This window comes from Bradyrhizobium sp. UFLA05-153 (genome assembly GCF_054185185.1).
The window spans coordinates 55,268-81,319 of sequence record NZ_JBBIAM010000031.1 but is presented as its reverse complement, the minus strand read 5'-3'; the positions used below and the strand labels follow the sequence as shown (position 1 = coordinate 81,319).

The window sequence follows — 26,052 nt, the reverse complement described above, 5'->3', positions numbered from 1 at the left end:
TATGCGGAACCAATGGTCGAGACCTATGCCCGCCCCCGTTTCGGAGAGCCGCGCGAGCCGAAAACCCCCGTAAATCCGGGCAACCGGTTCGTGCGCGTGATCGATGCCGTCACCGGCAGCCACGCCCGCGCAATCGGCTTCCTGCTGCTCTGCGCGCTGCTTCTGCTCTTGCCCGGCTTCTTCACGATTCCGCCCGTCGATCGCGACGAGGCGCGCTTTGCGCAGGCGACCAAACAGATGGTCGAGACCGGCGACTATGTCGACATCCGCTTCCAGGACGACGTCCGCTACAAGAAGCCGGTCGGCATCTACTGGCTGCAAGCGGCCGCCGTTCACACCGCGTCCGCGCTCGGTCTGCCGCGCGCCCAGTTGCGCATCTGGGTCTACCGGGTGCCGTCACTCATCGGCGCGATCGGTGCGATGCTGATGACCTATTGGACCGCGCTCGGCTTCGTCACGCGCCGCGCCGCCGTGCTCGCGGCGCTGGTGATGTGCGCGTCCGTGCTGCTCGGCGTCGAGGCGCGGCTTGCCAAGACCGACGCCGTGCTGCTCTTCACCGTGGTTGCGGCGATGGGCGCGATGGGGCGGGTTTATCTCGCCTGGCAGCGCGGCGAGGACGAGGCGCATCCGCCATGGAGCTATCCCGCGATCTTCTGGACCGCGATCGCCGTCGGCATCCTGATCAAGGGGCCGCTGATCCTGATGTTCGCCGCGCTCACCATCATCGTGCTGGCGATCCAGGACCGCGACGCATCCTGGCTGTGGCGGCTGCGCCCGCTCTGGGGCCTGATGTGGGTGCTGGTGCTGGTGCTGCCCTGGTTCATCGCGATCTTCTGGCGTGCGGGCGATGCGTTCTTCGCCGATTCCGTCGGCGGCGACATGTTGAGCAAGCTTGGCGCCCAGGAATCCCATGGCGCGCCGCCCGGACTCTACTTGGTCCTGTTCTGGATCACCTTCTGGCCGGGCGCGCCGCTTGCGGCGATGGCGGCGCCGGCGGTGTGGCGGGCCCGGCGCGAGCCCGGCGCGCAATATCTGCTGGCGTGGCTGATCCCATCCTGGATCGTGTTCGAGGCGGTGCTGACCAAGCTGCCGCACTACGTGCTGCCGCTCTATCCGGCGATCGCGATCCTCACGGCCGGCGCCCTGGAGCGGCGCGTGCTGTCGCGCTCCTGGCTGATGCGCGGCTCGGCCTGGTGGTTCGCAATCCCTGCGCTCGGCTCGATCGCGGCGGTCGTCGGCGCCGTCATGCTGACGCGCCAGCCGGCTTTCGCCGCCTGGCCGTTCATCGCGGCGTCGTTGATCTTCGGCCTGTTCGCCTGGTGGCTCTACGACAATAACCGCGCCGAACGCTCGCTGCTCAACGCGCTGGTTGCGGCGCTGATGCTGGCGGTCGTGGTCTGGGGCCTGGTCCTGCCGTCGCTGACGCCGCTGTTTCCGAGCGTCGAGATCGCGCGCGAATTGCGCAACGTGCGCTGCGTCGGCCCGAAGGCGGCCTCCGCCGGCTATCACGAGCCGAGCCTGGTCTTCCTGACGGGGACGTCGACGCTGCTGACCGACGGCTCGGGTGCCGCCGATTTCCTCAAGCAGGGAAGCTGCCGCTTTGCGTTCATCGAGCAGCGTTCCGAGCGCAGCTTCGTCCAGCGTGCCGAGGCGATCGGGCTGCGCTACCGCGTCGGCTCGCGCATCGACGGCTACAACTTCTCGCAAGGGCGCGCGATCTCGATCGCGATCTTCCGCTCGGAGGGCTCGGAATAGGATGCCCGGTGAAATCGCACATCGATCGAGCTACGGCGCGCAATTGCTGACGGTCTCAGGCCACGCGCTGACGCAGCTCGTCCGCGCTCCCTCGCATTCGCGGCGCGCGGAGGCGGCGCGCCGGCTGGCGCGGCATTCGCTCTGGCTGAGTGTTGCGGGCGCGGCCCTGATCATCGCGCTGATGGTCGCGTTCGATATGAGCGAGATCCAGATGATGCCCGCGCGCGGCACGCCGGGCCTGTGGCCGATCAAGATCCTCACCGATTTCGGCAAGGACGAGTATGTGCTGACGACGCTCGCCGCTGCGCTGGTGGTCGTGGCGCTGGTCGCAGCCGACCGGCACGGCACCTCGCGCGCGCTGCTGCTCGGCTTCGGCACGCGGTTGCAATTCATCTTCTTTTCCGTGCTGTTCTCAGTGCTGGTCGGCGAGGTCCTGAAATACGTCATTGGCCGCGGCCGGCCCTTCGTCGGCGGCAAGGCCAACGCCTTCAACTTCATTCCCTTCAGTGGAACGGAAGCCCATGCGAGCCTTCCTTCCGGCCATGCAGTGACGGCGTTCGCGCTGGCCTTTGCGGTGAGCGCGCTGTGGCCCAGGCTGCGCGTGTTCATGTTCACCTATGCCGTCGTGATCCTGCTGACGCGGCTGGTGCTGCTCGCCCATCATCCGAGTGACGTCGTTGCCGGCGCCCTGGTCGGCATCGTCGGCACCATGGCGGTGCGCTACTGGTTTGCGGCGCGCCGGCTCGGCTTCGCCATCGGCAGCGACGGGGTGATCGTGGCGCTTCCGGGGCCGGTGTTCGGCCGCCTCAAAAGGGTTGCCCGCGGGGCATCCGCCCCATAAAAGCGGCTGCCTGCCGACCGGACCGGTTCCCGCCGCGGGCCAATTCCAACCACGAGCATCGATTTGTCGTTCCAGCCCTCGGTTTCCATCGTCGTCCCCGTGCGCAATGAGGCGGACAATATCGCGCCTCTGATCGAGGAGATCGGCGCTGCGCTCGATGGCCGCTGGGCCTTTGAGATCGTCTACGTCAATGACGGCTCGACGGATGCGACCGGCGAGCGGCTGTCGGCCATCATGAAGCAGCGGGGCAACCTGCGTCAGCTCCGTCATGCGAAGTCAACCGGGCAGTCTGCGGCCGTGCGGAGCGGCGTGCGGGCGGCGCGCGGCGCGATCGTGGCGACACTCGACGGCGACGGCCAGAACAATCCGGCCTTCCTGCCAGACCTGATCGCGGCGGTCGAAAAAAGCGAGCGCATCGGCCTCGTCGCCGGCCAGCGGGTCGGGCGCAAGGACACCGGCTTCAAGAAGTTGCAGTCGCGCATCGCCAACCGCGTGCGCAGCACGATCCTGAAGGACGGGACGCGCGACACCGGGTGCGGTCTGAAGGCGTTCCGCCGCGAGGTGTTTCTGATGCTGCCCTATTTCGACGGATTGCATCGCTTCCTGCCGGCGCTGGTGCGCCGGGAGGGTTTCGAGATCGCCTATGTTGACGTTGTCGACCGGCCGCGCCGTGCCGGCGTGTCAAACTACGGTTTCTTCGACCGGCTATGGATCGGGATCATGGATCTCGCCGGCGTGTGGTGGTTGATCCGCCGTAAGAAGCCGACACCAGATGTCACTGAGGTGAAGGCATGATCATCCAATACGGCCAGGCGCTGAGCAACTATCTCTACGACGTCTTCGTCGCCAAGTTCGACTTCTGGCTCGCCTTCGGCCTGGTCGCACAGCTGTTCTTCACGGCGCGCTTTCTCGTGCAATGGATCGCGAGCGAGCGTGCCGGAAACAGCGTGGTGCCGATGGCCTTCTGGTTCTGCTCCATGGGCGGCGGGCTGATGACGCTGGTCTATGGCGTCGTGAAGCGCGAGCCGGTCATCATCCTCGGACAAGCGCTCGCGACGATCATCTACATCCGCAACATCATGCTGATCGTCAAAAACCGCGGCCGCGCCTCGAAGACGCTGGATCGCTGACCCTGTTCGGACCGAGGCTTTTGGGCCCGTTCGACGACAATGTCGAAAACAACCCCATGCAAAGTAGACCGGCGATCGCCGGTCTAAGCGCCAAGCATCTGGTAGATAAGGCGTATCGGACAAACTAGCGCGGCAGAGCGGACGCCGCGCCAGAGGCGGGCAGGGTGGCCGCCTCGGCCTCGTTTCTGCGGTAGGGCTCGCCGGCTGCATCGAGCACGGGATAGGCCACCGAGCAGATATGCGAGTGGATGCGGCGCAGGTCGCGCAGCACGTCCAGATGCAGCGAGGTGGTCTCGATGGTCTCGGGCCGCCCCTCGCGCAGGCGATCGAGATGCCGCTCGACGGCGGCAAGCTCGGTGTTGCGCAGCGCGGACTTTTCCACCAGCAGCTTGCGCGCCTCGTTGGCATCGCCCGACATGAACACACCGAAGGCGATACGCAGCGAGTCCATCGTCCGCTTGTGGAAGGCAGCCAGCTCCTCGGCGCCCTCGGCCGAGAACTGGAAGCGTCGCTTGATCTTCTTGGTGGCGAGCTCGCTCAAATTCTTGTCGATGATGTCGCCGATATGCTCGAGATTGATGGCGAAGGAGATGATCTCCATCGCACGCCGGCCCTCGCCCTCGTCCAGGCTGCCGCGCGTCAACTTTGTCACGTAGAGCTTGATGGACTCATCGAGGCTGTCGACGATGTTGTCCGTCTTCGAGACCTGCTCGACCAGCGCGCGGTCGCCCGTCATCATCGCCGCCATCACCTTGCGCAGCATGACCTCGACGAGATCGCCCATGCGCAGCGTTTCGCGGGCGGCATCCGCCAGCGCGAGAGAGGGGGTCTCGAGCGCCGTCTCGTCGAGATAACGCGGGCGGGCAGGGTCCTCCTCCCGTACGCGATCGGGAAACAGCCAGGTCAGCAGCCGCGACAGGGCATCGAGCAGCCCGATGAAGATCGCCGCCGTTGCAAGATTGAAGGCGATATGGAAGGCGGCCGTCATCTTTGCGAGATCCGGCTGCCAGAGGTGCAGTTGGTCGGCGATTCCTTGAAGGAACGGCAGCACCAGCGCGATCCCGGCCACGCGATTGATCAGATTGCCGACCGGCAGGCGATAGCTGGCCGGATCGTCACGCCGCGCGCCTTCGAACACGGGATTGATTGCGCTGCCGAGATTGGCGCCGAGGACGAGCGCCAGCGCAGCATGGGGCGAGATGAACTGGGAATAGGCCAGCGACATGATCAATAGCACGCTGGCGACGCTCGAATGCACCGCCCAGGTGATGACGGCGGCGATGACGATGCAGAGCACGGGATCCCCGGTGATGGCCGACATCACGACGCGGACGCCAGGGGCGTTCTCGGCCGGCGCCAGTGTATCCAGCAGGATATGCAGCGACAGCAGCATCAGGCCGAGACCGATCGAGACGCGGCCGATGTCCTTGATCCGCGAGCGGGGCCCTGAGCGGAAGGCGACGAGCCCGAGCACGAATAGGACGGGAGCGACGGCCGCGATGTTGAAGGACAGCACCTGCACGATCAGCGTGGTGCCGACATTTGCACCGAGCATGATGGCAAGCGCGGCGACCAGGCTGACAAGGCCTTCGGCCGCGAACGAACTGGTGATCAGGGCCGTCGCCGTGCTGCTCTGGAGCAGCGCAGTCAGCCCGAGCCCGGCCGCAAAGGCGCTGAAGCGGTTGCTCAGCGCTCGGCCGAGCAGCCGCCGCAGGTCGGGACCGAAAGCGCGCAAAATGCCGCTGTGGACCATATGCAGGCCCCACAGTAACAGCGCCACGCCGCCCATCAGGTCGAGCAGAACCATGCTTCCCATGCTCCGCGTCCCTCGGAATTGAGTCGAAGAGTCAGGCTATTCCCATACGACCGCGGATCAACGATTTTGTTGCAACGCGCCAATATCAACCTTTGTTGCGGCGCGTTTGCTAGGCGGGATGCCTAATCTCGAAGCTCAAATTGCCGCGTTGAAGGCAGCAAAGCCGCGATCGAGATCGGCCTTGAGGTCCTCGACGCTCTCGAGCCCGATGTGCAGACGCAGCGTCGGACCGCCCGGAGCCCACTTCGTTGCCGTGCGATAACTGTCGCAGTCGAAGGGGATAGCAAGGCTCTCGAAGCCGCCCCAGGAGTAGCCCATGCCAAACAGCTTGAGGCTATCGAGCATGGCATCGACGGCCTTCTGCGGCGCCGGCTTCAGCACGAGGCTGAACAGGCCCGAGGCGCCGGTGAAGTCGCGCTTCCAGATCGCGTGGCCCGGATCAGTCTCGAGCGCGGGATGGAGCACGCGCGCGACCTCCGGCCGCGTGGCGAGCCAGCGCGCCACGTCGAGCCCCGAGCGATAGTGCTGCGCCAGCCGCACCGACAGCGTGCGCATGCCGCGCAATGCGAGGAAGACGTCGTCGGGACCGGCGCAGGCGCCGAGCAGGCGGATGGCTTCGGTCACCAGCGGCCAGGCTCTTGCATTGGCGGAGATGGTGCCGAACATGATGTCGGAATGGCCGCCGATATATTTGGTCGCAGCCTGCATGCTGATGTCGACACCCTGGTCGAGCGAGCGATGATAGAGCGGCGTCGCCCAGGTGTTGTCGTCGATGACGAGCGCATCGCGGGCATGCGCGACCTCGGCAATCGCGCGAATGTCGGGCATCTCGAAGGACTGCGAGCCCGGCGCTTCCACCAGCACCGCGCGCGTGTTGGGCTTGAACAGAGCCTCGATGCCTGCGCCGATCAGCGGATCGAAATAGGTGGTCTCGACGCCGTAGCGCGCGAGCAGGCCGTTGCAGAAATTGCGGGAGGGCCGATAGGCGTTGTCGCAGACGAGCAGGTGATCGCCTGCCTTCAGCACCGCGAGCAGGGTGGTCGTGATCGCAGCCAGGCCCGACGGCGCAATGCCGACGCCGGCGCAGTTCGGTCCCTCCAGCGCCATCAGCGTCTCCTGCAGCGCCCTGGTGGTGGGCGTGCCGTGGCGGCCGTACTGGAACTCGCCGCGATGGGCGTGCAGGTCCTCGGCGGTCGGGTAGAGCACGGTCGAGCCGTGGACGACCGGCGGATTGACGAAGCCCTTCTGTGCCTTGGTGTCACGGCCGGAGGTCACCAACCGGGTGTCGGGGTGCTGCGAAAAGGGCTTTGCGCCCTCGGAAGAATTCATGCGAGTGCTTTCAAAGGCGATTGTGGGCGAGGGGAAAGCCCCTCGCGGGACGGCTGGTTGGCCGCGTCTCGTAATAACAGATCACAGAAGAGTCCCGTCAACCCCTTGACCCGGCTCGCCAGTCGTTCTGTGATGCGCAGGTGCTATTCTGTCGCCGCATGTTGAGGGGCTTGCCGCGACCTTTCGATCCACCGCCTGACGGACCATGCGTGACAGCCTGGGTCCTTTAAGGTTTTCGGCAGGGATCTCGGGGTTGGCCCACAGCTTGCACGACGTTCAGCGAATGATGTTCAACGAACGTTCCTCTACGCCCTTTAGAGATGACCGTACGTCGCGTCCCAAGCGACGTCCTTGAAAGGCCACAGCCCATGAAACGCGTAACTTTGGTTCTCACCCTTGCTCTCGCCGCCGGCCTGTCCGCCCCGGCCGCCCAAGCGCAAACGCTCAAGACGATCAAGGACAGGGGCATGCTGTCCTGCGGCGTCAGCCAGGGCCTGCCGGGCTTCTCGTCGCCGGACGACAAGGGCAACTGGACCGGGCTCGACGTCGACCTCTGCCGCGCGGTCGCGGCGGCCATCTTCAACGATGCGACGAAAGTCAAATACGTGCCGACGTCCGCAAAGGACCGTTTCACCGCGCTGCAATCCGGCGAGATCGACATGCTCTCGCGCAACACCACCTGGACGATCTCGCGCGATACCTCGCTCGGCGCCAATTTCGCCGGCGTGAACTACTACGACGGCCAGGGCTTCATGGTGAAGAAGTCGCTCAAGGTGAATTCGGCGCTGGAACTCAACAGCGCCTCGGTCTGCGTCCAGACCGGCACCACCACCGAGCAGAATCTCGCCGACTACTTCAAGGCCAACAACATGAAGTACGAGGTGATCGCGTTCGCCACCAACGACGAGACGGTCAAGGCCTATGAATCCGGGCGCTGCGACGTCTTCACCACGGACCAGTCGGGTCTCTACGCCAACCGCCTGAAGCTTGCCAATCCCAACGACCACATGGTGCTCCCGGAAATCATCTCCAAGGAGCCGCTCGGCCCGATGGTGCGTCACGGCGATGATCAGTGGTTCGACATCGTGAAATGGACCCTGTTCGCGATGGTCACGGCCGAAGAGCTCGGCATCACCTCCAAGAACGTCGACGAGAAGGCGAAGGCGGACAATCCGGAGCTGAAGCGCGTCCTCGGCACCGACGGCAATTTCGGCGAACAGCTCGGCCTGACCAAGGACTGGGTGGTCCGGATCGTGAAGCTGGTCGGCAATTACGGCGAGGTGTTCGACCGTAACGTCGGCTCCGGCTCACCGCTCGGTATCGCCCGCGGTCTCAACAGCCTCTGGAACAAGGGCGGTCTCCAGTACGCGCCGCCGATCCGCTGATTTGATCAAGCCCACGGCTTGCGGCGATGAGCACCGAGGCCCGTAAACCACCACCGCAGATCGCGCTGAAGCTGAGGCGCGCTCTCGGTGGTAAGGCTGGCTGGAACGGCGTTGCCGTCCAGCTTGCCTTCGCCGCGATCCTGGGCTGGATGGCCTATGAGATCATCTCCAATGCCCGCGCCAACCTGGAAAACCAGCACATTGCTGCCGGTTTCGGCTTCCTGAGGAACAACGCGGGCTTCGACGTCAATCAGACCCTGATCCCCTACACCGGCTCGGACACGTTCTTGCGGGTGTTCGTGGTCGGACTTCTGAATACGCTGGTGGTCTCGGTGGTGGGCATCGTCTTCGCCACCGTCATCGGCTTCATCGTCGCGCTGTGCCGGCTCTCGCCCAACTGGCTGCTGTCGCGTGTCGGCGAGATCTATGTGGAGATCATCCGCAACCTGCCGCTCCTGTTCCAGCTACTGTTCTGGTACCTCGCGGTGCTCGCGGCCTTGCCCAACCCGCGGCAGAGCATCTCGCTGCTGGGCATCGCCTTCATCAGCAATCGCGGGCTGGTCGTTCCCAGCCCGATCGGCGAGAGCGGATTCGTGCCGTTCCTCGCGGTGCTCGCGTTCGGCATCGTTGCCTCGCTTGCGTTGCGGATCTACGCGCGGCGTGCGCTCTATCAATACGGCCACATGATCCGCATCTGGCCCTACCTGCTGGCCCTTCTGTTCGGGCTCCCGCTCGTCACGATGCTGATCTTCGGTCTGCCCTTCACCTTCGAGCTGCCGCAGCTCAAGGGCTTCAATTTTGCCGGCGGCTCGCGGATCATTCCGGAATTCGTGGCGCTGGCGGTGGCGTTGTCGACCTATACGGCCGCTTTCATCGCCGAGATCGTGCGCGCCGGTATCCTGTCCGTGCACAAGGGACAGATGGAGGCGGGATCCTCGCTCGGCCTGAGCCGCGGCACCACGCTGCGGCTGATCGTGGTGCCGCAGGCCATGCGTGTCATCGTGCCGCCGCTGACCAACCAGTATCTCAACCTCACCAAGAACTCCTCGCTTGCCGTCGGCATCGGCTATCCCGATCTGGTCTCCGTGTTCGCCGGCACGTCGCTCAGCCAGACCGGGCAGGCGATCGAGATCATCGCCATGACGATGGCCGTCTACCTCCTGATCTCGCTCTTCACCAGCGCGGTCATGAGCGTTTATGGCTGGCGCATCAATCGGAGCCTGGGAGCATGACGGATATCACCGCGTCATCCTTCGTTCGCCAGGACCTCGTTGCGGAGCGGCCTGCGCCGGTGAAGACCACCGGCTTCGTCGGCCTCGTGCGCACGCGCCTGTTGAGCTCGCCGACCAACATTCTCTTGACGATCCTTGGAGCATTGCTGCTCTGGTACATGGTCATTCCCGCCTTCAGATTCCTGCTGGTCGACGCCGTCTGGACCGGCAAGGACCGTACGGCGTGCCTGCCCGAGAATGCCGGATATGTGGTCGGTGCCTGCTGGCCCTATATCCAGGCGAAGCTTCCGCAGCTCATCTACGGCTTCTATCCCGAGGCCGAACGCTGGCGGGTCAATCTGACCTTCATCCTGGCGGCAGTCCTCTTGCTGCCGCTGCTCATTCCGCGCCTGCCGGCGAAGGGGCTCAATGCCGGGCTGTTCTTCTTCGCCCTTCCGGTGGTCGCGTTCTTCCTGATGCACGGCGGCGGCATCACCGGTTTCGGCCTGAGCTGGACCGCCGGCCTGCTGCAACTGTTCGATGACAGCGTCATCGGCGCGGGGCAGGTGCTGGTCAGCCTCGGCAAGAGTTCGGCCATCGGGCCGCTGCTCTGGGTCGTCGGAAACTTCATCGTGCTGGTCGGCACCGCGATCCAGTGGCTGATCTTCCCATTGACCTGGCTGCGCGATCAGATCCAGGCGAGTAGCCAGTCGGTCTGGATCGATTTCGCGATCACGACCATCGTCGTCTCGCTGATCCTGTTCTTCCTCGGCGGGGGAATGCGCACCGGCTGGCGCGCGCTCGCAACAAGCATAGCGACCTTCATCGGCATGGCGATCGTGATCAAGCTGATGGGGCTCGATCACGGCGGCCTGCCGATCGTCGATACACGCCTGTGGGGCGGGCTCCTGGTCACGCTGGTGGTCGCCGTGACCGGCATCGTCACCTCCATGCCAATCGGCATCGCGCTGGCACTCGGGCGCCGCTCCACGATCCCGCTGATCCGGATCTTCTCGATCGCCTATATCGAATTCTGGCGCGGCGTGCCGCTGATCACCGTGCTGTTCTTCGCCACCTACATGCTGCCCCTGTTCCTGCCGGGCAATTTCACGGTCGACGGCCTGGTGCGCGCACTGATCGGCATTGCGTTGTTCACCGGCGCCTATCAGGCCGAAAACATTCGCGGCGGGCTCGCTGCGGTTCCGCGCGGGCAGGGGGAGGCGGCTTCCGCACTGGGGCTGTCCTGGTGGAAGACCACCTCGCTGATCGTGCTGCCGCAGGCGCTGCGCCACGTCATCCCGAGCCTCGTCAACAGCTTCATCTCGCTGTTCAAGGACACCTCGCTGGTCTCGATCGTGGCGCTGTTCGACCTGCTCGGCTCGCTCAGGGCATCCTTCTCCGACCCGGTCTGGTCGACGCCGTCGACGGCATTCACCGGCTTTGCCTTCGCCGGCGTCCTCTATTTCCTCTTCTGCTTTGGAATGTCGCGCTACTCGCTCTTCGTCGAGAACCGGCTCAACGCTCATCGCCGCAACTGAACAAGGTCACCATGTCCACCAGCCCGATCGTCAAGATTTCCGGCCTCAACAAATGGTACGGCGACTTTCACGTCCTGCGCGACATCGATCTCGAGGTCGAGAAGGGCGAGCGCATCGTGATCTGCGGCCCGTCGGGCTCAGGCAAGTCGACGCTGATCCGCTGCATCAATGCGCTGGAGGAGTTTCAGGAGGGGGAGATCGTCGTCGACGGCATCGAGCTCGGGCCGAACCTGAAACACATCGACGCAGTGCGCCGCGAGGTCGGCATGGTATTCCAGAGCTTCAATCTGTTCCCGCACCTCACGGTGCTCGACAATTGCACGCTGGCGCCAATCTGGGTGCGCAACATTCCCAAGAAGGAGGCCGAGGCGACTGCGATGAAATTCCTGGAGCGGGTCAAGATCCCGCACCAGGCCAACAAGTTTCCGGGCCAGATGTCCGGCGGCCAGCAGCAGCGCGTCGCGATTGCGCGCGCGCTCACCATGAACCCGAAGGTGATGCTGTTCGACGAACCTACCTCGGCACTCGACCCCGAAATGGTCAAGGAAGTCCTCGACACCATGGTCGACCTCGCCAAGGAGGGCATGACCATGCTGGTCGTCACTCACGAAATGGGCTTTGCGAAGGAGGTCGCCAACCGCGTGGTGTTCATGGACGCCGGTCAGATCATCGAGTCCAACACGCCGCAGGAATTCTTCGCCCACCCGCAGCACGCGCGCTCACAGTTGTTCCTGAGCCAAATCCTGCGGTGATCTGCTCGTGAAGGGTGGGTGTAGCGCCGTGCCCACCATCTCTCCACGATCGCGACAGAAGCGGTGGGCACGCTTCGCTTTGCCCACCCTACGAGCCTCACACGAACGGCGGCTTGATGTTGCTGCGCTTCTCCAGCCAGGTCGGCACCGGCAGATTCTTGGCGCGCATGAAGTCCGAATTGAAAAGCTTCGACTGGTAGCGGCTGCCGGAATCGGCCAGCACGGTGACGATGGTCTTGCCGGGGCCGAGCTTCTTCGCCAGGTGAATGGCACCGGCGATGTTGATGCCCGTCGAGCCGCCGAGGCACAGGCCCTCGTGCTGAAGCAGATCATAGATGATAGTGACGGCTTCCTCATCGGAGATCAGGAATGCGTCATCCACGTTCGCGGTCTCCACGACCGGTGTCTTGCGTCCGAGGCCGATGCCTTCGGTGATCGAATCGCCCGGCGTCGACTTGAGCTCACCATTCTTGAAAAGTTCGTACATCGCGAAGCCGTGCGGATCGGCACAGGCGGTGACGATGTCCTTGTTCTTTTCCTTCAGGTAGCGGCTGATGCCAGCGAGCGTACCGCCAGTGCCGACCGAGCAGATAAAACCGTCGACCTTGCCGCCGGTCTGCTCCCAGATCTCGGGCCCGGTGGATTCGTAGTGCGCCTTGGCATTGTCGAGGTTGTTCCACTGGTCGGCGAACAGCACGCCGTTGGGCTCGCTCTTGCGCAGCTCGTCAGCGAGCCTGCGCCCGACATGCTGGTAGTTGTTGGGATTGGCGTAAGGCAGCGCCGGCACCTCGACGAGCTCGGCGCCGCACAGCTTCAGGAAATCCTTCTTCTCCTGGCTCTGGGTCTCCGGAATCACGATCAGGGTGCGATAGCCGCGCGCGCTCGCCACGACCGCAAGGCCGATGCCGGTGTTGCCGGCGGTTGCCTCGACCACGAGGCCGCCCGGCTTCAGCTCGCCGCGCTTCTCGGCCTCCAAGATCATCCATTTGCCGGCGCGGTCCTTCACCGACTGGCCGGGATTCATGAATTCGGCCTTGCCGAGAATGGTGCAGCCGGTCTGTTGGGACGCACGCTTGAGCTTGATGAGGGGGGTGTTGCCGATGGCTTCGACAACGTCGTTTTTGATGGTCATGTCAGGCAATTACCGGCTGGTTCTGTGAGGTGATCGAGACCCTAAAGTAGGGTCTGCGGCCACACAAGGCGAGGGTACAAAGTCTTAATGCTGCTTTGCGAAGACGACCTGCCGGACGTCGATATTCCCAGAGAGGAAACCGGCCTCGCAATAGGAGAGATAGTACTCCCAGAGCCGCCGGAACCGATCGTCGAAGCCGAGCGGCACGAGGTTCGGCCAGGCGCTGCGGAAGTTATTTCGCCAGGTGGCAAGCGTCTTGGCATAATCTTGCCCAAAGATGCGCTCCCGGATGACAGGCACGCCAAATGTCTCGCCCAGCGATTTGAGCACGGCGGGCGAGGGCAGCATGCCGCCGGGAAATACGTAGCGCTGGATGAAGTCGACCTCGCGGCGATAGGTCTGAAACAGCCCGTCCTGGATGGTGATGGCCTGGATGCCGGCAAGGCCGCCCGGGAGCAGTCGATCACGCAGTTGCGCGAAATATTTCGGCCAAAACTGCTCGCCGACGGCCTCGATCATCTCGATCGAGGCAATGCGGTCATACCGGTCGCGCTCATCGCGGTAGTCCTGAAGGCGGATCTCGACCCTCTCGGCGAGGCCGGCGTCCTGGATGCGCCTCTGCGCGAAGTCGCGCTGCTCGGTTGAGATCGTCAACCCGACAACATGCGCGCCAAAAGTCTTGGCCGCGTATTCGGCAAAGCCACCCCAGCCGCAGCCGATCTCGAGCAGCTTCTGTCCCGGCTTGAGATCGATGGCTTCGGCGAGCCTGCGATACTTGTTGGTCTGGGCTGCCGTGAGATCCGTGGTGTGCTCCTCGAACAGCGCCGAGGAATAGGTCATGCTCGGATCGAGCCAGGCCGAATAGAAGGCGTTGCCGATGTCGTAATGCGCATGGATGTTGCGCCGCGCCTGGCGCCTGGTGTTGCGGTTGAACCAGTGCCGGAGCACCTGGACGAGGCGCATCAGCGGCTTGTCGCGGAGCATGGCCTGGATCAGGTCGTGGTTCACGCAGAAGAGATAGAGGAACTGCGTGAGATCGGGCGTGTCCCAATCGCCGGCGAGATAGGCTTCCGCAATCCCGATATCGCCTCCATTGATCAGGCGCGGGGCAAAATCGTAATTGTGCAGCCGCATCACCGCATTTGGGCCCGGCTCAAAGCCGCCGAGCCGAATGATGCGACCGTCGGGCAGGATCACGTCGAGCGTGCCGCGCCTCAGCCGTGAGCCGAAGGCGAGCGCGAGGCGGACCAGACGCGGCAGGTCGGCGAGGACCGTCTCGACATTGTCGGGGGTGACCGGAATCGCGTTCGACATCGGCATCACCTGAACTGGCACCGTCCGACCACTCAGGCAGCCGCGCCCATCCCGGTTCTCGCTGGACCCGAGAGCGCCCCCGCAGGCAGTCAGCGATGAATAGTATAAACGCGCGGCTCGGCGGCCGCCAAGCCGGTTTGATCGGCAGCCTTGCCGTCGGGCCTGCCTGCGACGTTCGGTCGTGGTGTCAGCCGCGCCCCCTTGAGCCAGAGCCGCAAGGCTTCCCAATGGATTGCCGCTATCACCTTGAGGGTCACGAGCGGCAGGGCGACGAACGACCGCAACAACGTGCGCGATGTCAGCGCGCGGCGGCGGCCGCTGAAGGTTGCCGCGAGCAGTGGGCCGTCGCGGTCGGTTTCGAGGATGCGCAGGCGAACGGTATCAGACGGCGGATGGAGGCGGAAACGGTAGCGCATCTCCATCGCGATGAAGGGGGAAACGTAGAACTGCTTGTCTTGCTGCTGCCGCAGGCCGGCGGCGCTCATCTCGCCTGGTACGACCGGCAGGACATAAGGATGCATGTCGCCAAAGGTGTTGCGCACCTCGTAGATGACCAGCGCGAGCTCGCCGCCTGCGCGATAACAGAAATATACCGACAGCGGATTGAAGCCGTAGCCGAGCAGACGGGGATAGCAGAGCAGCATCACCCGCCCGCCGGTCAGATCGACACCGCGCCCTGCGGCGCAGCGCTGGGCGTAGACGCGCAAGGAGGAGCCGTCGCGCTCGCCGTGATCGGCCTCGTGGAAACTGTAGAGGCCTGCGCGATTGACGCCGAAGAGGACCGATTGCCGGTCTGCTTCCTCGAGCCGGTCGAGATCGATCAGGAGGCTCATGACGCGATAGCTGAAGCGGTGGCCGATCGGCTTCAACCGCGCATGCATGACATCGCCGACATAGAGCGATGCGGCGTCCTTTGCGAGCAGGGTGGTCTCTGTCGCCATCGCGCTACTCCGCGGCTTGCGCCAGCTCGACCGGCACCTCGCGCCAGGGGGCGACGGCGCCGAGCGCTTCGGCGACGCGAAGGCCCGAGCGCAGGCCGTCCTCGTGAAAGCCATAGCCGGTCCAGGCGCCGCAGAACCAGGTGTGCCGGCGTCCCTGGATCTCGCCGAGCCGCTTCTGGGCGGCGAAGGCGGCGGCACTATACTGCGGATGCTCGCAGACATGTTTGCCGAAGGTGAGCTCCGGCGCCGGCGCGAACGGCGGGTTGAGGCTGACGAACAGCGGCTTGTCGGGATCGATACCCTGAAGCCGGTTCATCCAGTAGGTCACGGCGACGACATTGGCGATCCTGCCCTCGCGCTGCCAGCGCAGGAAATTCCAGGACGCCCAGGCGCGCTTCCGCTTGGGCATCAGCCTGATGTCGCGATGCAGATAGACCGTGTTCGGCGCATAGCCGATCGCGCCGAGCAGGTGGCGCTCGTCCGCGTCGGCATCGGACAGCATGGCGAGCGCCTGGTCGCTGTGGGCGGCGATCACCAAATGATCGAAATTGTCGTGCCGGCCGTGGCTGTCATGGACGACGACGCCGCGCGCGGTGCGCTCGATCGCGGTGACGGCGCAGCCGAGCCGGATGTCCCTGAAGGTCGCAGTCAGCTTCTCGACATAACGCTGGCAACCGCCCTTGACCGTGCGCCAGACCGGGCGGTCGTGATGCAGCAGGCGGTGATTGTCGAAGAAGGCGACGAAATTCTCGGCCGGAAAGTCCAGCATCTCGTCGGCCGGCGTCGACCAGATGGCGGCCCCCATCGGGGCGAGATAGTCGGCGAGGAGCCGCTGCGAGAAACGGCGTTGCGCGAAATATTCGCCGAGCGTCAGGCCGGCGAGGCCCCCGGCATGATAGTCGGCAACGCTTTGCCGGTTGAACCTCACGATGTCAGCGAGCATGCGGAGATAGGACGGCGAGAGCAGATTGCCGGGCTGGGCGAAGAGCCCTGCACCCGTCGACCACCAGTCGTTGCCGCCCCCGCGCCACTCGAATCGCCCGCCGTCAGCGGAGACGGCAAAGCTCATGCAGCTCTCGACCGTCTCGACGCCGAGATGGGCGAACATTGCGGTCAGGTCGGGATAGTTGAGCTCATTATAGACGATGAAGCCGGTATCGACGGCAATCGGCGTGCCGTCATAATCGACCGTGACGGTGTGGCTATGCCCGCCGGGGCGCTGCTCGCGCTCATACACCGTCACCGGATAGCGTCGTGAGAGCGTCCAGGCCGCCGCGTTGCCGGCAATGCCCGTTCCGATCACCGCGATGCGCATGTTCAATGCCCCTGCCGCTTGATGTCGGAAGAGCTACGGTGCGCTGCGGCGCAGGTTTCAGTGGAGGGCAGCCCTTCTGTGGCCGTCCCGATCCCGCTGTGGCGACAATATCACATGAAATGTTGGTAAGCTTGGCGCCGGCCGGGGAGCGGGTCGAAATGCGAGAAAGTCCTATAAAGATAGGCAAAACCAGCGTGTTTCGCGATTTCGTGAAGCCCGTTTGTGGGGCGGGCTTCGCGGTTGCGGGACTGTCCGCCCCGGTCACGCCCAGCTAATATGCGGAACGGTTCCTGGAAAGCATCACGTTGTGAACGAAACGGAGACCACGCCCCAACTGATCTGCCGCGAATCGGTTAATCCGGCCGCGCGGTGGCAGCTGCGTCTGCCCGGCAGGGGGTGGATGTGACCCGAAGATTCCCGATGGTCGCCGTCCGGCGATCGTACGGTCCCGCACGTGAGCTGCTGGTTGGGCTGCCGGGCGCAGCCAGCCGGGTGCTGGCGCTTGGGCTGGCACTGAGCTCCGCCGGCTGCGTGCTGACGCAGGATTTGCCCGATCCGGCGCTCGACGTGCCCAGCCGATACAAATACGCCGGCAAGCCCGGTGCGCCGCCGCCGCTCGACTGGTGGCGCGGCTTCCGCTCGACAGAACTGACGCAATTGATGGAGGAGGCACAGACCGTCAACCTGGACATCGCCGCCGCCGTCTCGCGCATCTTCGAGGCCGACGCCCAGGCGCGGCAGGCCGGCGCGGCCCTGCTTCCAAGCCTGTCCGGCTCGGGGTCGGAGACCTATTCGCGCACGTCCGGCTCCTCAGCCTCCGGTCTCACCAATGGTGGCCGCGAGGTCGTCAACTATTCGGCCTCGCTCAGCGCCAGCTACCAGCTCGACTTCTGGGGCCAGAATCGCGACGCGCTGCAGGCCGCGGAAGAGACCGCCACAGCCAATCGGTTCGATCGCGATGTCGTCGCGCTGACGACGCTGGCCAGCGTGGCCAACGCCTATTTCCAAGTGCTGGCGTCGCAGGACCGGCTGCGCACCGCGCAGCGCAACATCGCCAGTGCGCAGCGCATCCTCGATGCCATCAAGGAGCGGCGCAAGGCGGGCACGGGCACCGACCTCGACGTCGCGCAGCAGGAGAGCGTGGTGGCGAACCAGAAGGCGCTGGTGCCGCCGCTGCGGCAGACGCTCGACCAGAACATCAACGCGTTGGCCGTGTTGGTGTCGCGGCCGCGGGAGAGCGTGCGCATCGCGGGCGGGTCGATGAACCAGATCGCGATCCCGCGGGTGACGCCGGGCCTGCCGTCGGAATTGCTGACGCAAAGGCCGGATATCCGGCGGCAGGAGGCGCAGCTCGCCTCCGCGACGGCCAACATTGGCAATGCACGGGCGCAATTCTTTCCGAGCATCCAGTTGACGGGGAATGGCGGCTATCAGAGCGCCGCACTGGTATCCCTTTTCCAGCCGCACGCGGCCTTCTTCCAGCTCGTTGGCAGCGCAACCCAGCCGATCTTCGACGGCGGCAGGCTCCTCGGCAATTTCGAGTTCACCCAGGCACGCCAGGAGGAATTGCTCCAGATCTACCGCAAGACCATCGTCCAGGCCTTTGCCGACGTTGACAATGCGCTGTATTCGATCAAGCAGACGACGATCAGGCTGCAATTGCAGCGCGACGTGCTTGCGTCGTCGCGTCGCGCCTTCGAACTTGCCGAGCAACAGTTGCGCGCTGGAACGGCCGACATCGTGGCAGTGCTGAACGTCCAGCAGACACTATTTCAGGCGGAAGATGCGCTGTGGCAGGCGCAGCTTGCCCGTCTGCTCGCGATCGTCAGCCTGTACCAGGCATTGGGCGGCGGCTGGGAGCCGAGAATGGAGAAACCGGTCAATGCTCTTTAAGCCGGACACGAAGAAAGGGGCGAAGGACGGGACGGGCAAGCGCGGCACGTCCCGGCGCGGCCGCCGCTTTGTCTCCACGCTGATCACGCTCGCGATCCTCGGCGGCCTCGGCTATCTCGGCTGGATCGCGTGGCACCAGAAGCCGGCCAATGACCGCAATGCGCGGCCCGATCTGCCCGTGCCCGTGCTGGCGGCGTCCCCGCGCGTCCAGGACGTGCCGGTCTATCTCGACGGCGTCGGCGCGATCCGCGCGCTCAACACCGTCACCGTGCGCTCGCAGGTCGACGGCAAGCTGATCGCGGTGAATTTCATCGAAGGCCAGGACGTCAAGAAGGGCGACGTGCTCGCGGAAATCGATCCAGCGATCTACCAGGCGCAGTATGATCAGGCTGTGGCGAAGAAGGCCCAGGACCAGGCCCAGCTCGCCAACCAGCGTATCGACCTCACACGCTACGAGCAGCTTGCGGCCTCCAACGCCGGCTCCAAGCAGCAGGCCGACACCCAGCGCGCGCTGGTCGCGCAGACTGAGGCGCTGGTCAAGGCCGACCAGGCCGCGATCGACAACGCGGCGGCGACGCTGAGCTACACCAAGATCGTGGCGCCGCTCTCGGGCCGCGCGGGTCTTCGCCAGGTCGACCAGGGCAACATCATCCATGCCTCCGACATCACGGGCCTCGTCGTCATCACGCAGTTGCAGCCCATCGCGGTGTGGTTCAGCCTGCCGCAGCAGCAGATCATGCGCGTCAACGCCGCCGCGTCGAAAGGCGCGCTGCCGGTCGAGGTGTTCGGCAATGACGGCATCACGGTGATCGACACCGGAAAGCTGACCGGCATCGACAACCAGGTCGATCCGACGACCGGCACGCTGAAGCTCAAGGCGGAATTCCCCAACGCCAGCTACCAGCTCTGGCCGGGCCAGTTCGTCAATGTCCGCCTCAAGGTCGAGACGCTGCCGAAAGCGCTGGTGGTGCCGACATCGGCGGTGCAGCGCGGGCCGATCGGAACCTTCAGCTATGTCATCGGCGAGGGCGATATCGTCTCGGCAAAACCCGTGACGGTGACGCAGCAGAACGAGCACGACGCCGTGATCGCAAGCGGCCTGTCGCCGACGGATCGCGTCGTCACCACGGGCTTTGCCAATCTCTCCGACGGCTCCAAGGTGATCGTCGGCCGCGACGACCAGACGCCGTCAGCCGATCTTGCGCCGCGCAAGCGCACCCGCGCGCCGGATGCCCAGAAGGGCGGTCAAGCCAAGGATGGCGCCAAGGATGGGCAGGCCAAGGACGGTCAAGGCAAGGACGGCGAGCGCCGTGTCAAGCGGCAAAGCGGCGAGGGCGACCAGAAAGGCCAGACTGGACCGGCACAGGGGGCAGATTCATCGGGCAGTGGAGCGAAGCAGCCATGACCCCGACCTCGACCGACTGATCGTGTCATGGGCGTCTCCGAACCCTTCATTCGCCGGCCGATCGCGACCTCGCTGCTCGGCATCGCGCTGCTGATCGGCGGCGCGCTCGGCTATTTTTCGCTTCCGGTCTCGGCGCTGCCGCAGGTCGACTTCCCGACCGTGCAGGTGACGACGCAGCTGCCGGGCGCGAGCCCCGACGTCATCGCCTCGCTCATTACCGCGCCGCTGGAGCGGCAGCTTGGGCAGATCCCGTCGCTGTCCGCGATGAACTCGACGAGTTCGTTCGGCGTCAGCCAGATCTCGCTGCAATTCGATCTCAACCGCGACATTGACGGCGCGACGCAGGACGTGCAGGCCGCGATCAACGCCGCCGCCGGCGTGCTGCCGAGGACGCTGCCTTACCCGCCGACCTACGCCAAGGTGAACCCCGCGGATGCGCCGGTCATGACCCTTGCGCTGCGCTCCGACACGATCTCGCTGCGGGCGATGAGCGACATTGCCGACACGATACTCGCACAGCGGCTGAGCCAGATTTCGGGCGTCGGCCGTGTCTCGGTGCTGGGCGGGCTGAAACCGGCGGTGCGCATCCAGGCCGACTTGGCACGGCTGGCTGCCTATGGCATCGCCATGGAGGATCTGCGCAGCGCGATCTCCAATGCCAACGTCTCGGGCCCGAAGGGTTCACTCGACGGCGCGCAGCAGTCCTACCTGATCGCAGCCAACGACCAGATCGCCGCGGCCGATGCCTATCGGCCGATCATCGTGGCCTACCGCAACGGTTCGCCCGTCACCATCGGCGATATAGCGCAGATCGTCGACGGCCTGGAAAATGACCGGACCGGTGGTTGGTACCAGGGCACGCCAGCGGTGATCATCGACATCCAGCGCCAGCCCGGCGCCAACGTGATCGACGTGGTCAGCCAGATCCGGGCGGAGATCCCGAAAGTCCAGCGCGCGATCCCGGCGGGCGTGAAGCTGACCGTGGTCTCGGACCGGACCGTGACCATCCGGGCCTCCGTCCATGACGTGCAGTTCACGCTGATCCTCGCCGTCGTGCTGGTGACGCTGGTCGTACTCTTGTTCCTGCGCTCGTTGCGCGCAACCGTGATCGCGGGCGTCGCGCTGCCGCTGTCGCTGATCACGAGCTTCGGCATCATGTATTTCGCCGGCTTCAGCCTCGACAACCTGTCGCTGATGGCGCTGACCATCGGCACAGGCTTCGTGGTCGACGATGCCATCGTGATGATCGAGAACATCGTCCGCCATATGGAGAATGGCGAGAGCGCGATGCAGGCTTCGCTCAGGGGCGCCAGCGAAATCGGCTTCACCGTGATCTCGCTGACGGTGTCGCTGATCGCCGTCTTCATTCCGCTTCTGTTCATGTCGGGTCTCGTGGGCCGGATGTTCCGCGAATTTGCGCTGACGCTGACGATCGCCGTGGTGACCTCGGCGGTGGTCTCGCTCACCCTGACGCCGATGATGTGCTCGCGCCTCCTCAAGCACGCCCATGAGGAATTGGCGGTCCCAGGGCTCGCCGCGGTCAGCCGCTTCATCGACTGGACCGTCGGCTTCTATCACCGCAGCCTGTTATGGGTGCTGGATCATCAGCGCGCGACGCTGGTCGTGACCTTCGCCACGCTGATCGCGACCCTGGCTCTCTACGTTGTCGCGCCCAAAGGCTTTCTGCCGCTCCAGGATACGGCCTCGATCACGGCAGTGACGGAGGCTGGCCCCGACGTCTCGTTCGCCGAGATGCAGAAGCGACAGACCGAGGCCGCCGATGCCATCAAGGCCGATCCCGACGTGGTCGGCGTCGTCTCGGTGATCGGGGCTGGCTCCGTCAACCCGACCACCAATGTCGGGCGCCTCGTCATGACGCTCAAGCCGCGTGGCGAGCGGCGCGACGACGTCAGCGTGGTCGTCGACAGGCTGAAGAACCGGGTCGCCGCGATCCCCGGTATGACCGTGTACTTCCAGCCGGTCCAGGACGTGCAGATCTCGACCCAGTCGAGCCGCTCGCAATATCAGTACACGCTCACCGGCACCGACGCGGCCTCCGTCTCGGAATGGTCGCGCAAGCTGGTCGCCGAGATGCGGCGAGATCCGCTGTTCCGCGACGTATCATCGGAGGCACAGGAAGGCGGCTTGCGTGCCCAGCTCGACGTCGACCGGACCCGCGCCGGACAGCTCGGCGTCAACCTGCAAGCCGTCACCGACACCCTGAACGATGCCTTCGCGCAACGGCAGATATCCACCATCTACGGCCAGGCCAACCAGTACCGCGTGGTGCTGGAGGCGCTGCCGATGTACCAGCGCGATCCGTCGATCCTGTCAAAGCTCTATCTGCCGGGCGCTGCCAGCAGCACCGTAGGCGCGCCTAACGCCCAAGTGCCGCTGTCGGCCGTGGCGACGCTCACACGGACCACGGCACCGCTGGCGATCTCGCACCAGGCGCAATTCCCGGCGGTCTCGCTCAGCTTCAACCTGGCGCCGGGGGCAGCTCTCGGCGAAGCGGTCGATGCGGTGAAAGCGATCGAGACCCGCATCGGCATGCCCGGCAGCATCGTCGGCGTCTACGCTGGCGATGCCGCGGAATTCGCCAAGGCCCTCGCCGGGCAGCCCTGGCTGCTGCTTGCGGCCGTCATCACGATCTATATCGTGCTGGGCGTGCTCTATGAGAGCTACATCCACCCGATCACGATCCTGTCGACGCTGCCGTCCGCAGGCGTCGGCGCGATCCTCGCGCTGGTCCTGTGCGGCCAGGACCTCTCCGTCATCGGCCTGATCGGCATCATCCTTCTGATGGGCATCGTTAAGAAGAACGCCATCATGATGATCGACTTCGCGCTGGAAGCCGAGCGCGGGCAGGGGATGGCGCCCACGGAAGCGATCGTGCAGGCCTGCCTGTTGCGCTTCCGCCCGATCATGATGACGACGCTCGCGGCGCTGTTCGGCGCGCTGCCGCTGGCAATCGAAAGCGGCACCGGCTCGGAGCTGCGCTTTCCGCTCGGCATCTCCATCATCGGCGGCCTTCTGCTCAGCCAGTTGCTGACGCTCTACACCACCCCGGTGATCTATCTCGCGCTCGACCGGATCAACCGCCGCCTCGAGCGCGCGCTGCCCCCGGCCGAGCCGGGAGGCCCGCCGGTTGCGGGCGCAACCGAGGGCATGTGATGGCATCGATCTCGGAGCCCTTCATCCGCAGGCCCGTCGCCACCACGCTGCTCTCGATCGGGCTGTTTCTCCTGGGCGTCGTGGCCTACGAGTTCCTGCCCGTCTCCTCGGTGCCGAACGTCGATTTTCCCGCCATCTTCGTCTCTGCCAGCCGTCCTGGCGCCGATCCTTCGGTAATGGCGGCAACCGTCGCCGCGCCGCTGGAGCGGCGCTTGGGTGAGATTGCCGGCATCAATCAGATCACCTCGACCAGTTCGCTCGGCATCAGCAATATTCAGCTGCAATTCAACATCGGCCGCGACATCGATCGCGCCGCACGCGACGTGCAGGCCGCCATCAACGCCTCGCTGGTGGACCTGCCGAGCGATCTGCCGGCGCTGCCGCGCTTCCGCAAGGCCAACACGGCGGGTGCCCCGGTCTACGTGCTGGCGCTGACCTCGAAAACCCTCACCACCAGTGCGATCTATGACGTCGCCGATACCGTGCTGGCGCAACGCATCTCGCAGGTGCCGGGCGTGGGCAACGTGACGATCAGCGGTGCGGACCAGCCGGCGGTGCGCATCCAGCTCAATCCGGTCGCGCTGTCGAATGCCGGCATCGCAACCGACGACGTGCGGACCGCGATCATCAACGCCAATCCGCTCGGCCCGGTCGGCATCTTCAACGGCGAGCGCCAGAGCGAGACGCTGGCGCTGAACCGGCAGATGCGCACGGCGAAGGAATTTCGCGACGTCATGATCAAGAGCGCGAACGGCAACTACGTTCGGCTCTCCGACGTCGCCGAGATCGAGGATTCCGTGCGGAACGCCCGCTCGATCGCCTGGTTCAACAAGCAACCGGCGGTGATCATTCAGATCACCAAGCAGGGCGATGCCAACGTCATCGACACCGTCGACCGCGTCAAGGCGCTGATCCCTGAGCTGAAACAATGGATTCCGGCAGGGGTCGAGATTTCGACCCTGGTCGATCGCACCGGCACGATCCGCGCCAGCGTCGAGGACATGCAGTGGACGCTGCTGGCGACCGCCGTCCTGGTGATGGTGGTGGTGTTCGTGTTCCTGCGGCGGATCACACCGACGATCGCGGCGGGCATCTCGGTGCCGCTGGCGCTCGCGGGCACCTGCGCCGGGATGTGGCTTGCGGGGTTCTCGATCGACAACCTCTCGCTGATGGCGCTCGCGATCTCTGTCGGCTTCGTGGTCGACGACGCCATCGTGATGATCGAAAACATGTTCCGCAATCTCGAGCATGGCATGCGGCCGTTCCAGGCAGCGCAGGAGGGGGCGAAGCAGATCGGCTTCACCGTGCTGTCGATCAGCCTGTCGCTGATCGCGGCGTTCACGCCGCTGATCTTCATGGACGGCATCGTCGGCCGGCTGCTCCGCGAATTCTCGCTGACACTGACCTTTGCGATCGTGGTCTCGACGCTGGTCTCGCTCACGGTCACGCCGATGATCTGCGCCCATTACATCCGTCAGACCACCTCGGGCACGGCGACGCTGTTCGACCGCGTCATCGAAGGCTCGCTGTCGCGCATCGTCGCCTTCTATGCCCGAACCTTGCGCACGGGGCTCGAATTTCCGCTGCTGACCTTGCTCGTCTTCTTCGCCACCATCGGGCTGACGGTGACGCTCTACATCAAGATCCCCAAGGGTTATTTTCCGACCGACGACTCCGGCTTCGTCATCGGCGCAACGCGGGCGTCTGCCGATATCTCGTTCCAATCGATGCTGGGTCTGCAGCAGCAGCTCGCCGACATTGTGATGGCCGACCCGGCCGTCGCCGGCATCGGCTCGGTGCTGGGCGGCGGCGGGCCCGGCCCGGCCACCTCGAACCGCGGCACCATGTTCATCAGCCTGAAGCCGCCGGCCGAGCGGAACTATGTCTCGACCGAGATCGTCATCGATCGCCTGCGCCGCAATCTCTATCGCGTCGCCGGCATCCGCCTGTTCATGTTCGCGGCACAAGACGTCCGCACCGGCGGACGGCAGAGCGACTCGAACTACCAATATACGCTGTCGAGCACCGATCTCGACCTGTTGCAGCAGTGGGCGCCGATCGTCGCCAAGCGAATGGAGACGGTCGAAGGCATCACCGACGTTTCCGCCGATCGCGATCCGGGCGGATTGCAGCTCACCCTCTCCATCGACCGCCAGAACGCCTCGCGGCTCGGCGTCCGCGTGCAGGACATCGACAATGCGCTGAACAACGCGTTTGCGCAGCGGCAGATCTCGATCATCTACACCCAACGCAACCAGTACATGATCGTGCTCGAGACCGACCCGAAATTCCAGGTCGACCCGACCAATCTCGACCGCATCTATGTTGCGGGCGCCAATGACGTGCAGGTGCCGTTGTCAGCCGTGGTCCGCGCCCAGCGCGGGCTCGCCTCGCTCGCCGTATTTCACTCGCAAGGATTCCCTTCGACGACCGTCTCGTTCAACACCTTGCCGGACGTGCCGTTGCAGGTCGCGACCCAGAACATCCAGCGCGCGGTCGAGGAGCTGCACATGCCCGAAGGCATTCGCGGCAGCTTTGACGGCAGCGCCGGCGATTTCGCCCGGACCAGCGGCCGGCAACCGCTGCTGATCCTTGGCGCGCTGGTGGCGATGTATATCGTGCTCGGCGTGCTCTACGAGAGCCTTGCCCATCCACTCACGATCATCTCGACCCTGCCATCAGCCGGGCTCGGGGCGCTGCTCGCGCTCCAGCTCACCAACACGCCGCTGACGGTGATTGCCTTCGTCGGCATCATCCTCCTGATCGGCATCGTCAAGAAGAACGGCATCATGATGGTCGACTTCGCTCTCGATGCCGAGCGGCAGCGCGGCCTGTCCTCGGCGGATGCGATCTTCGAGGCCTGCCAGGCGCGCTTCCGCCCGATCCTGATGACGACCATGGCGGCGCTGTTCGCCGGCATTCCGCTGGTCATTGCGACCGGACCCGGCACGGAACTGCGGCGTCCGCTCGGCATCACCATCATCGGCGGACTGTTCGTATCGCAGATCCTGACGCTCTACACGACGCCGGTGATCTATCTCTTGATCGATCGCCTGCGCCGCCGCTCCGAGCCGGGCGCAGCGCATGTGCCGGCGGAATAACGGTTGTTGAAGGCAATAAC

At 64.9% G+C, this 26,052-nt stretch carries 18 protein-coding genes; 12 read left to right on the top strand and 6 right to left on the bottom strand.

Going from position 1 to position 26,052, the window contains the following annotated elements:
• The first annotated feature begins 12 nt into the window (after positions 1-12).
• The 4 genes from Q2941_RS20230 to Q2941_RS20215 all read left to right on the top strand — a co-directional run bounded on the left by Q2941_RS20230 (position 13) and on the right by Q2941_RS20215 (position 3,726).
• On the top strand, positions 13-1,755 hold the full coding sequence (locus tag Q2941_RS20230) for an ArnT family glycosyltransferase (RefSeq protein WP_458193522.1): 1,743 nt from the start codon (positions 13-15) through the stop codon (positions 1,753-1,755).
• Between the two features lies 1 nt (position 1,756).
• Positions 1,757-2,596, top strand: a complete 840-nt coding sequence (locus Q2941_RS20225; RefSeq protein WP_458193521.1) for a phosphatase PAP2 family protein — start codon at positions 1,757-1,759, stop codon at positions 2,594-2,596.
• A gap of 63 nt (positions 2,597-2,659) precedes the next feature.
• On the top strand, positions 2,660-3,391 hold the full coding sequence (locus Q2941_RS20220; RefSeq protein WP_458193520.1) for a glycosyltransferase family 2 protein: 732 nt from the start codon (positions 2,660-2,662) through the stop codon (positions 3,389-3,391).
• Positions 3,388-3,726: a lipid-A-disaccharide synthase N-terminal domain-containing protein gene (locus Q2941_RS20215; RefSeq protein ID WP_027527070.1), complete on the top strand. Its 339-nt coding sequence runs from the start codon at positions 3,388-3,390 to the stop codon at positions 3,724-3,726. The genes Q2941_RS20220 and Q2941_RS20215 overlap by 4 nt, the downstream gene beginning before the upstream one ends.
• Before the next feature lie 124 nt (positions 3,727-3,850).
• Here Q2941_RS20215 and Q2941_RS20210 read toward each other — a convergent pair whose 3' ends face one another.
• Positions 3,851-5,542: a Na/Pi cotransporter family protein gene (locus tag Q2941_RS20210; RefSeq protein ID WP_458193519.1), complete on the bottom strand. Its 1,692-nt coding sequence runs from the start codon at positions 5,540-5,542 to the stop codon at positions 3,851-3,853.
• 135 nt (positions 5,543-5,677) lie between these two features.
• Positions 5,678-6,871: a cystathionine beta-lyase gene (metC, locus tag Q2941_RS20205; protein ID WP_027527068.1), complete on the bottom strand. Its 1,194-nt coding sequence runs from the start codon at positions 6,869-6,871 to the stop codon at positions 5,678-5,680.
• Positions 6,872-7,239: 368 nt separating this feature from the next.
• Between metC and Q2941_RS20200 the strand changes: the two genes are divergently transcribed.
• From Q2941_RS20200 to Q2941_RS20185, 4 genes are read left to right on the top strand one after another with little or no spacing between them, the layout of a single operon-like run.
• Positions 7,240-8,256, top strand: coding sequence for an amino acid ABC transporter substrate-binding protein (locus tag Q2941_RS20200; RefSeq protein ID WP_027527067.1), 1,017 nt, complete (start codon positions 7,240-7,242; stop codon positions 8,254-8,256).
• 26 nt (positions 8,257-8,282) lie between these two features.
• Complete coding sequence (locus Q2941_RS20195) at positions 8,283-9,488, top strand: amino acid ABC transporter permease (protein WP_027527066.1); 1,206 nt, start codon at positions 8,283-8,285, stop codon at positions 9,486-9,488.
• Positions 9,485-11,005: an amino acid ABC transporter permease gene (locus Q2941_RS20190; protein ID WP_027527065.1), complete on the top strand. Its 1,521-nt coding sequence runs from the start codon at positions 9,485-9,487 to the stop codon at positions 11,003-11,005. Before Q2941_RS20195 ends, Q2941_RS20190 begins: the two co-directional genes overlap by 4 nt.
• Before the next feature lie 11 nt (positions 11,006-11,016).
• Positions 11,017-11,757: an amino acid ABC transporter ATP-binding protein gene (locus Q2941_RS20185; RefSeq protein ID WP_027527064.1), complete on the top strand. Its 741-nt coding sequence runs from the start codon at positions 11,017-11,019 to the stop codon at positions 11,755-11,757.
• A 97-nt stretch (positions 11,758-11,854) separates the two neighbouring features.
• On the opposite strand, the gene Q2941_RS20180 is transcribed toward Q2941_RS20185, so the two are convergent.
• The 4 genes from Q2941_RS20180 to Q2941_RS20165 form a co-directional block, all read right to left on the bottom strand.
• Positions 11,855-12,889, bottom strand: coding sequence for a cysteine synthase A (locus Q2941_RS20180; protein WP_458193518.1), 1,035 nt, complete (start codon positions 12,887-12,889; stop codon positions 11,855-11,857).
• 84 nt (positions 12,890-12,973) lie between these two features.
• Positions 12,974-14,203: an SAM-dependent methyltransferase gene (locus Q2941_RS20175; RefSeq protein WP_027527062.1), complete on the bottom strand. Its 1,230-nt coding sequence runs from the start codon at positions 14,201-14,203 to the stop codon at positions 12,974-12,976.
• Between the two features lie 89 nt (positions 14,204-14,292).
• Entirely contained in the window at positions 14,293-15,144 is an 852-nt protein-coding gene (locus Q2941_RS20170; RefSeq protein WP_458193517.1) for a DUF1365 domain-containing protein, read from the bottom strand.
• Positions 15,145-15,148: 4 nt separating this feature from the next.
• The gene (locus Q2941_RS20165; protein ID WP_458193516.1) at positions 15,149-16,459 is read right to left on the bottom strand and encodes an NAD(P)/FAD-dependent oxidoreductase; all 1,311 of its coding nucleotides are present in this window, start codon (positions 16,457-16,459) and stop codon (positions 15,149-15,151) included.
• Positions 16,460-16,879: 420 nt separating this feature from the next.
• Here Q2941_RS20165 and Q2941_RS20160 point away from each other — a divergent pair, with 420 nt between their 5' ends.
• Genes Q2941_RS20160 through Q2941_RS20145 form a run of 4 tightly spaced genes read left to right on the top strand, consistent with a single transcriptional unit; the run spans position 16,880 to position 26,032 of the window.
• On the top strand, positions 16,880-18,352 hold the full coding sequence (locus Q2941_RS20160) for an efflux transporter outer membrane subunit (RefSeq protein WP_458193526.1): 1,473 nt from the start codon (positions 16,880-16,882) through the stop codon (positions 18,350-18,352).
• Positions 18,342-19,757 carry an efflux RND transporter periplasmic adaptor subunit gene (locus Q2941_RS20155; RefSeq protein WP_458193515.1) on the top strand — a complete coding sequence of 472 codons (1,416 nt, stop codon included), beginning with the start codon at positions 18,342-18,344 and terminating at the stop codon, positions 19,755-19,757. Before Q2941_RS20160 ends, Q2941_RS20155 begins: the two co-directional genes overlap by 11 nt.
• A 27-nt stretch (positions 19,758-19,784) precedes the next feature.
• On the top strand, positions 19,785-22,931 hold the full coding sequence (locus tag Q2941_RS20150; protein WP_027527058.1) for an efflux RND transporter permease subunit: 3,147 nt from the start codon (positions 19,785-19,787) through the stop codon (positions 22,929-22,931).
• A complete protein-coding gene (locus Q2941_RS20145; protein WP_458193514.1) occupies positions 22,931-26,032 on the top strand; it encodes an efflux RND transporter permease subunit in 3,102 nt (1,033 codons plus the stop codon). The genes Q2941_RS20150 and Q2941_RS20145 overlap by 1 nt, the downstream gene beginning before the upstream one ends.
• Positions 26,033-26,052 lie beyond the last annotated feature (20 nt).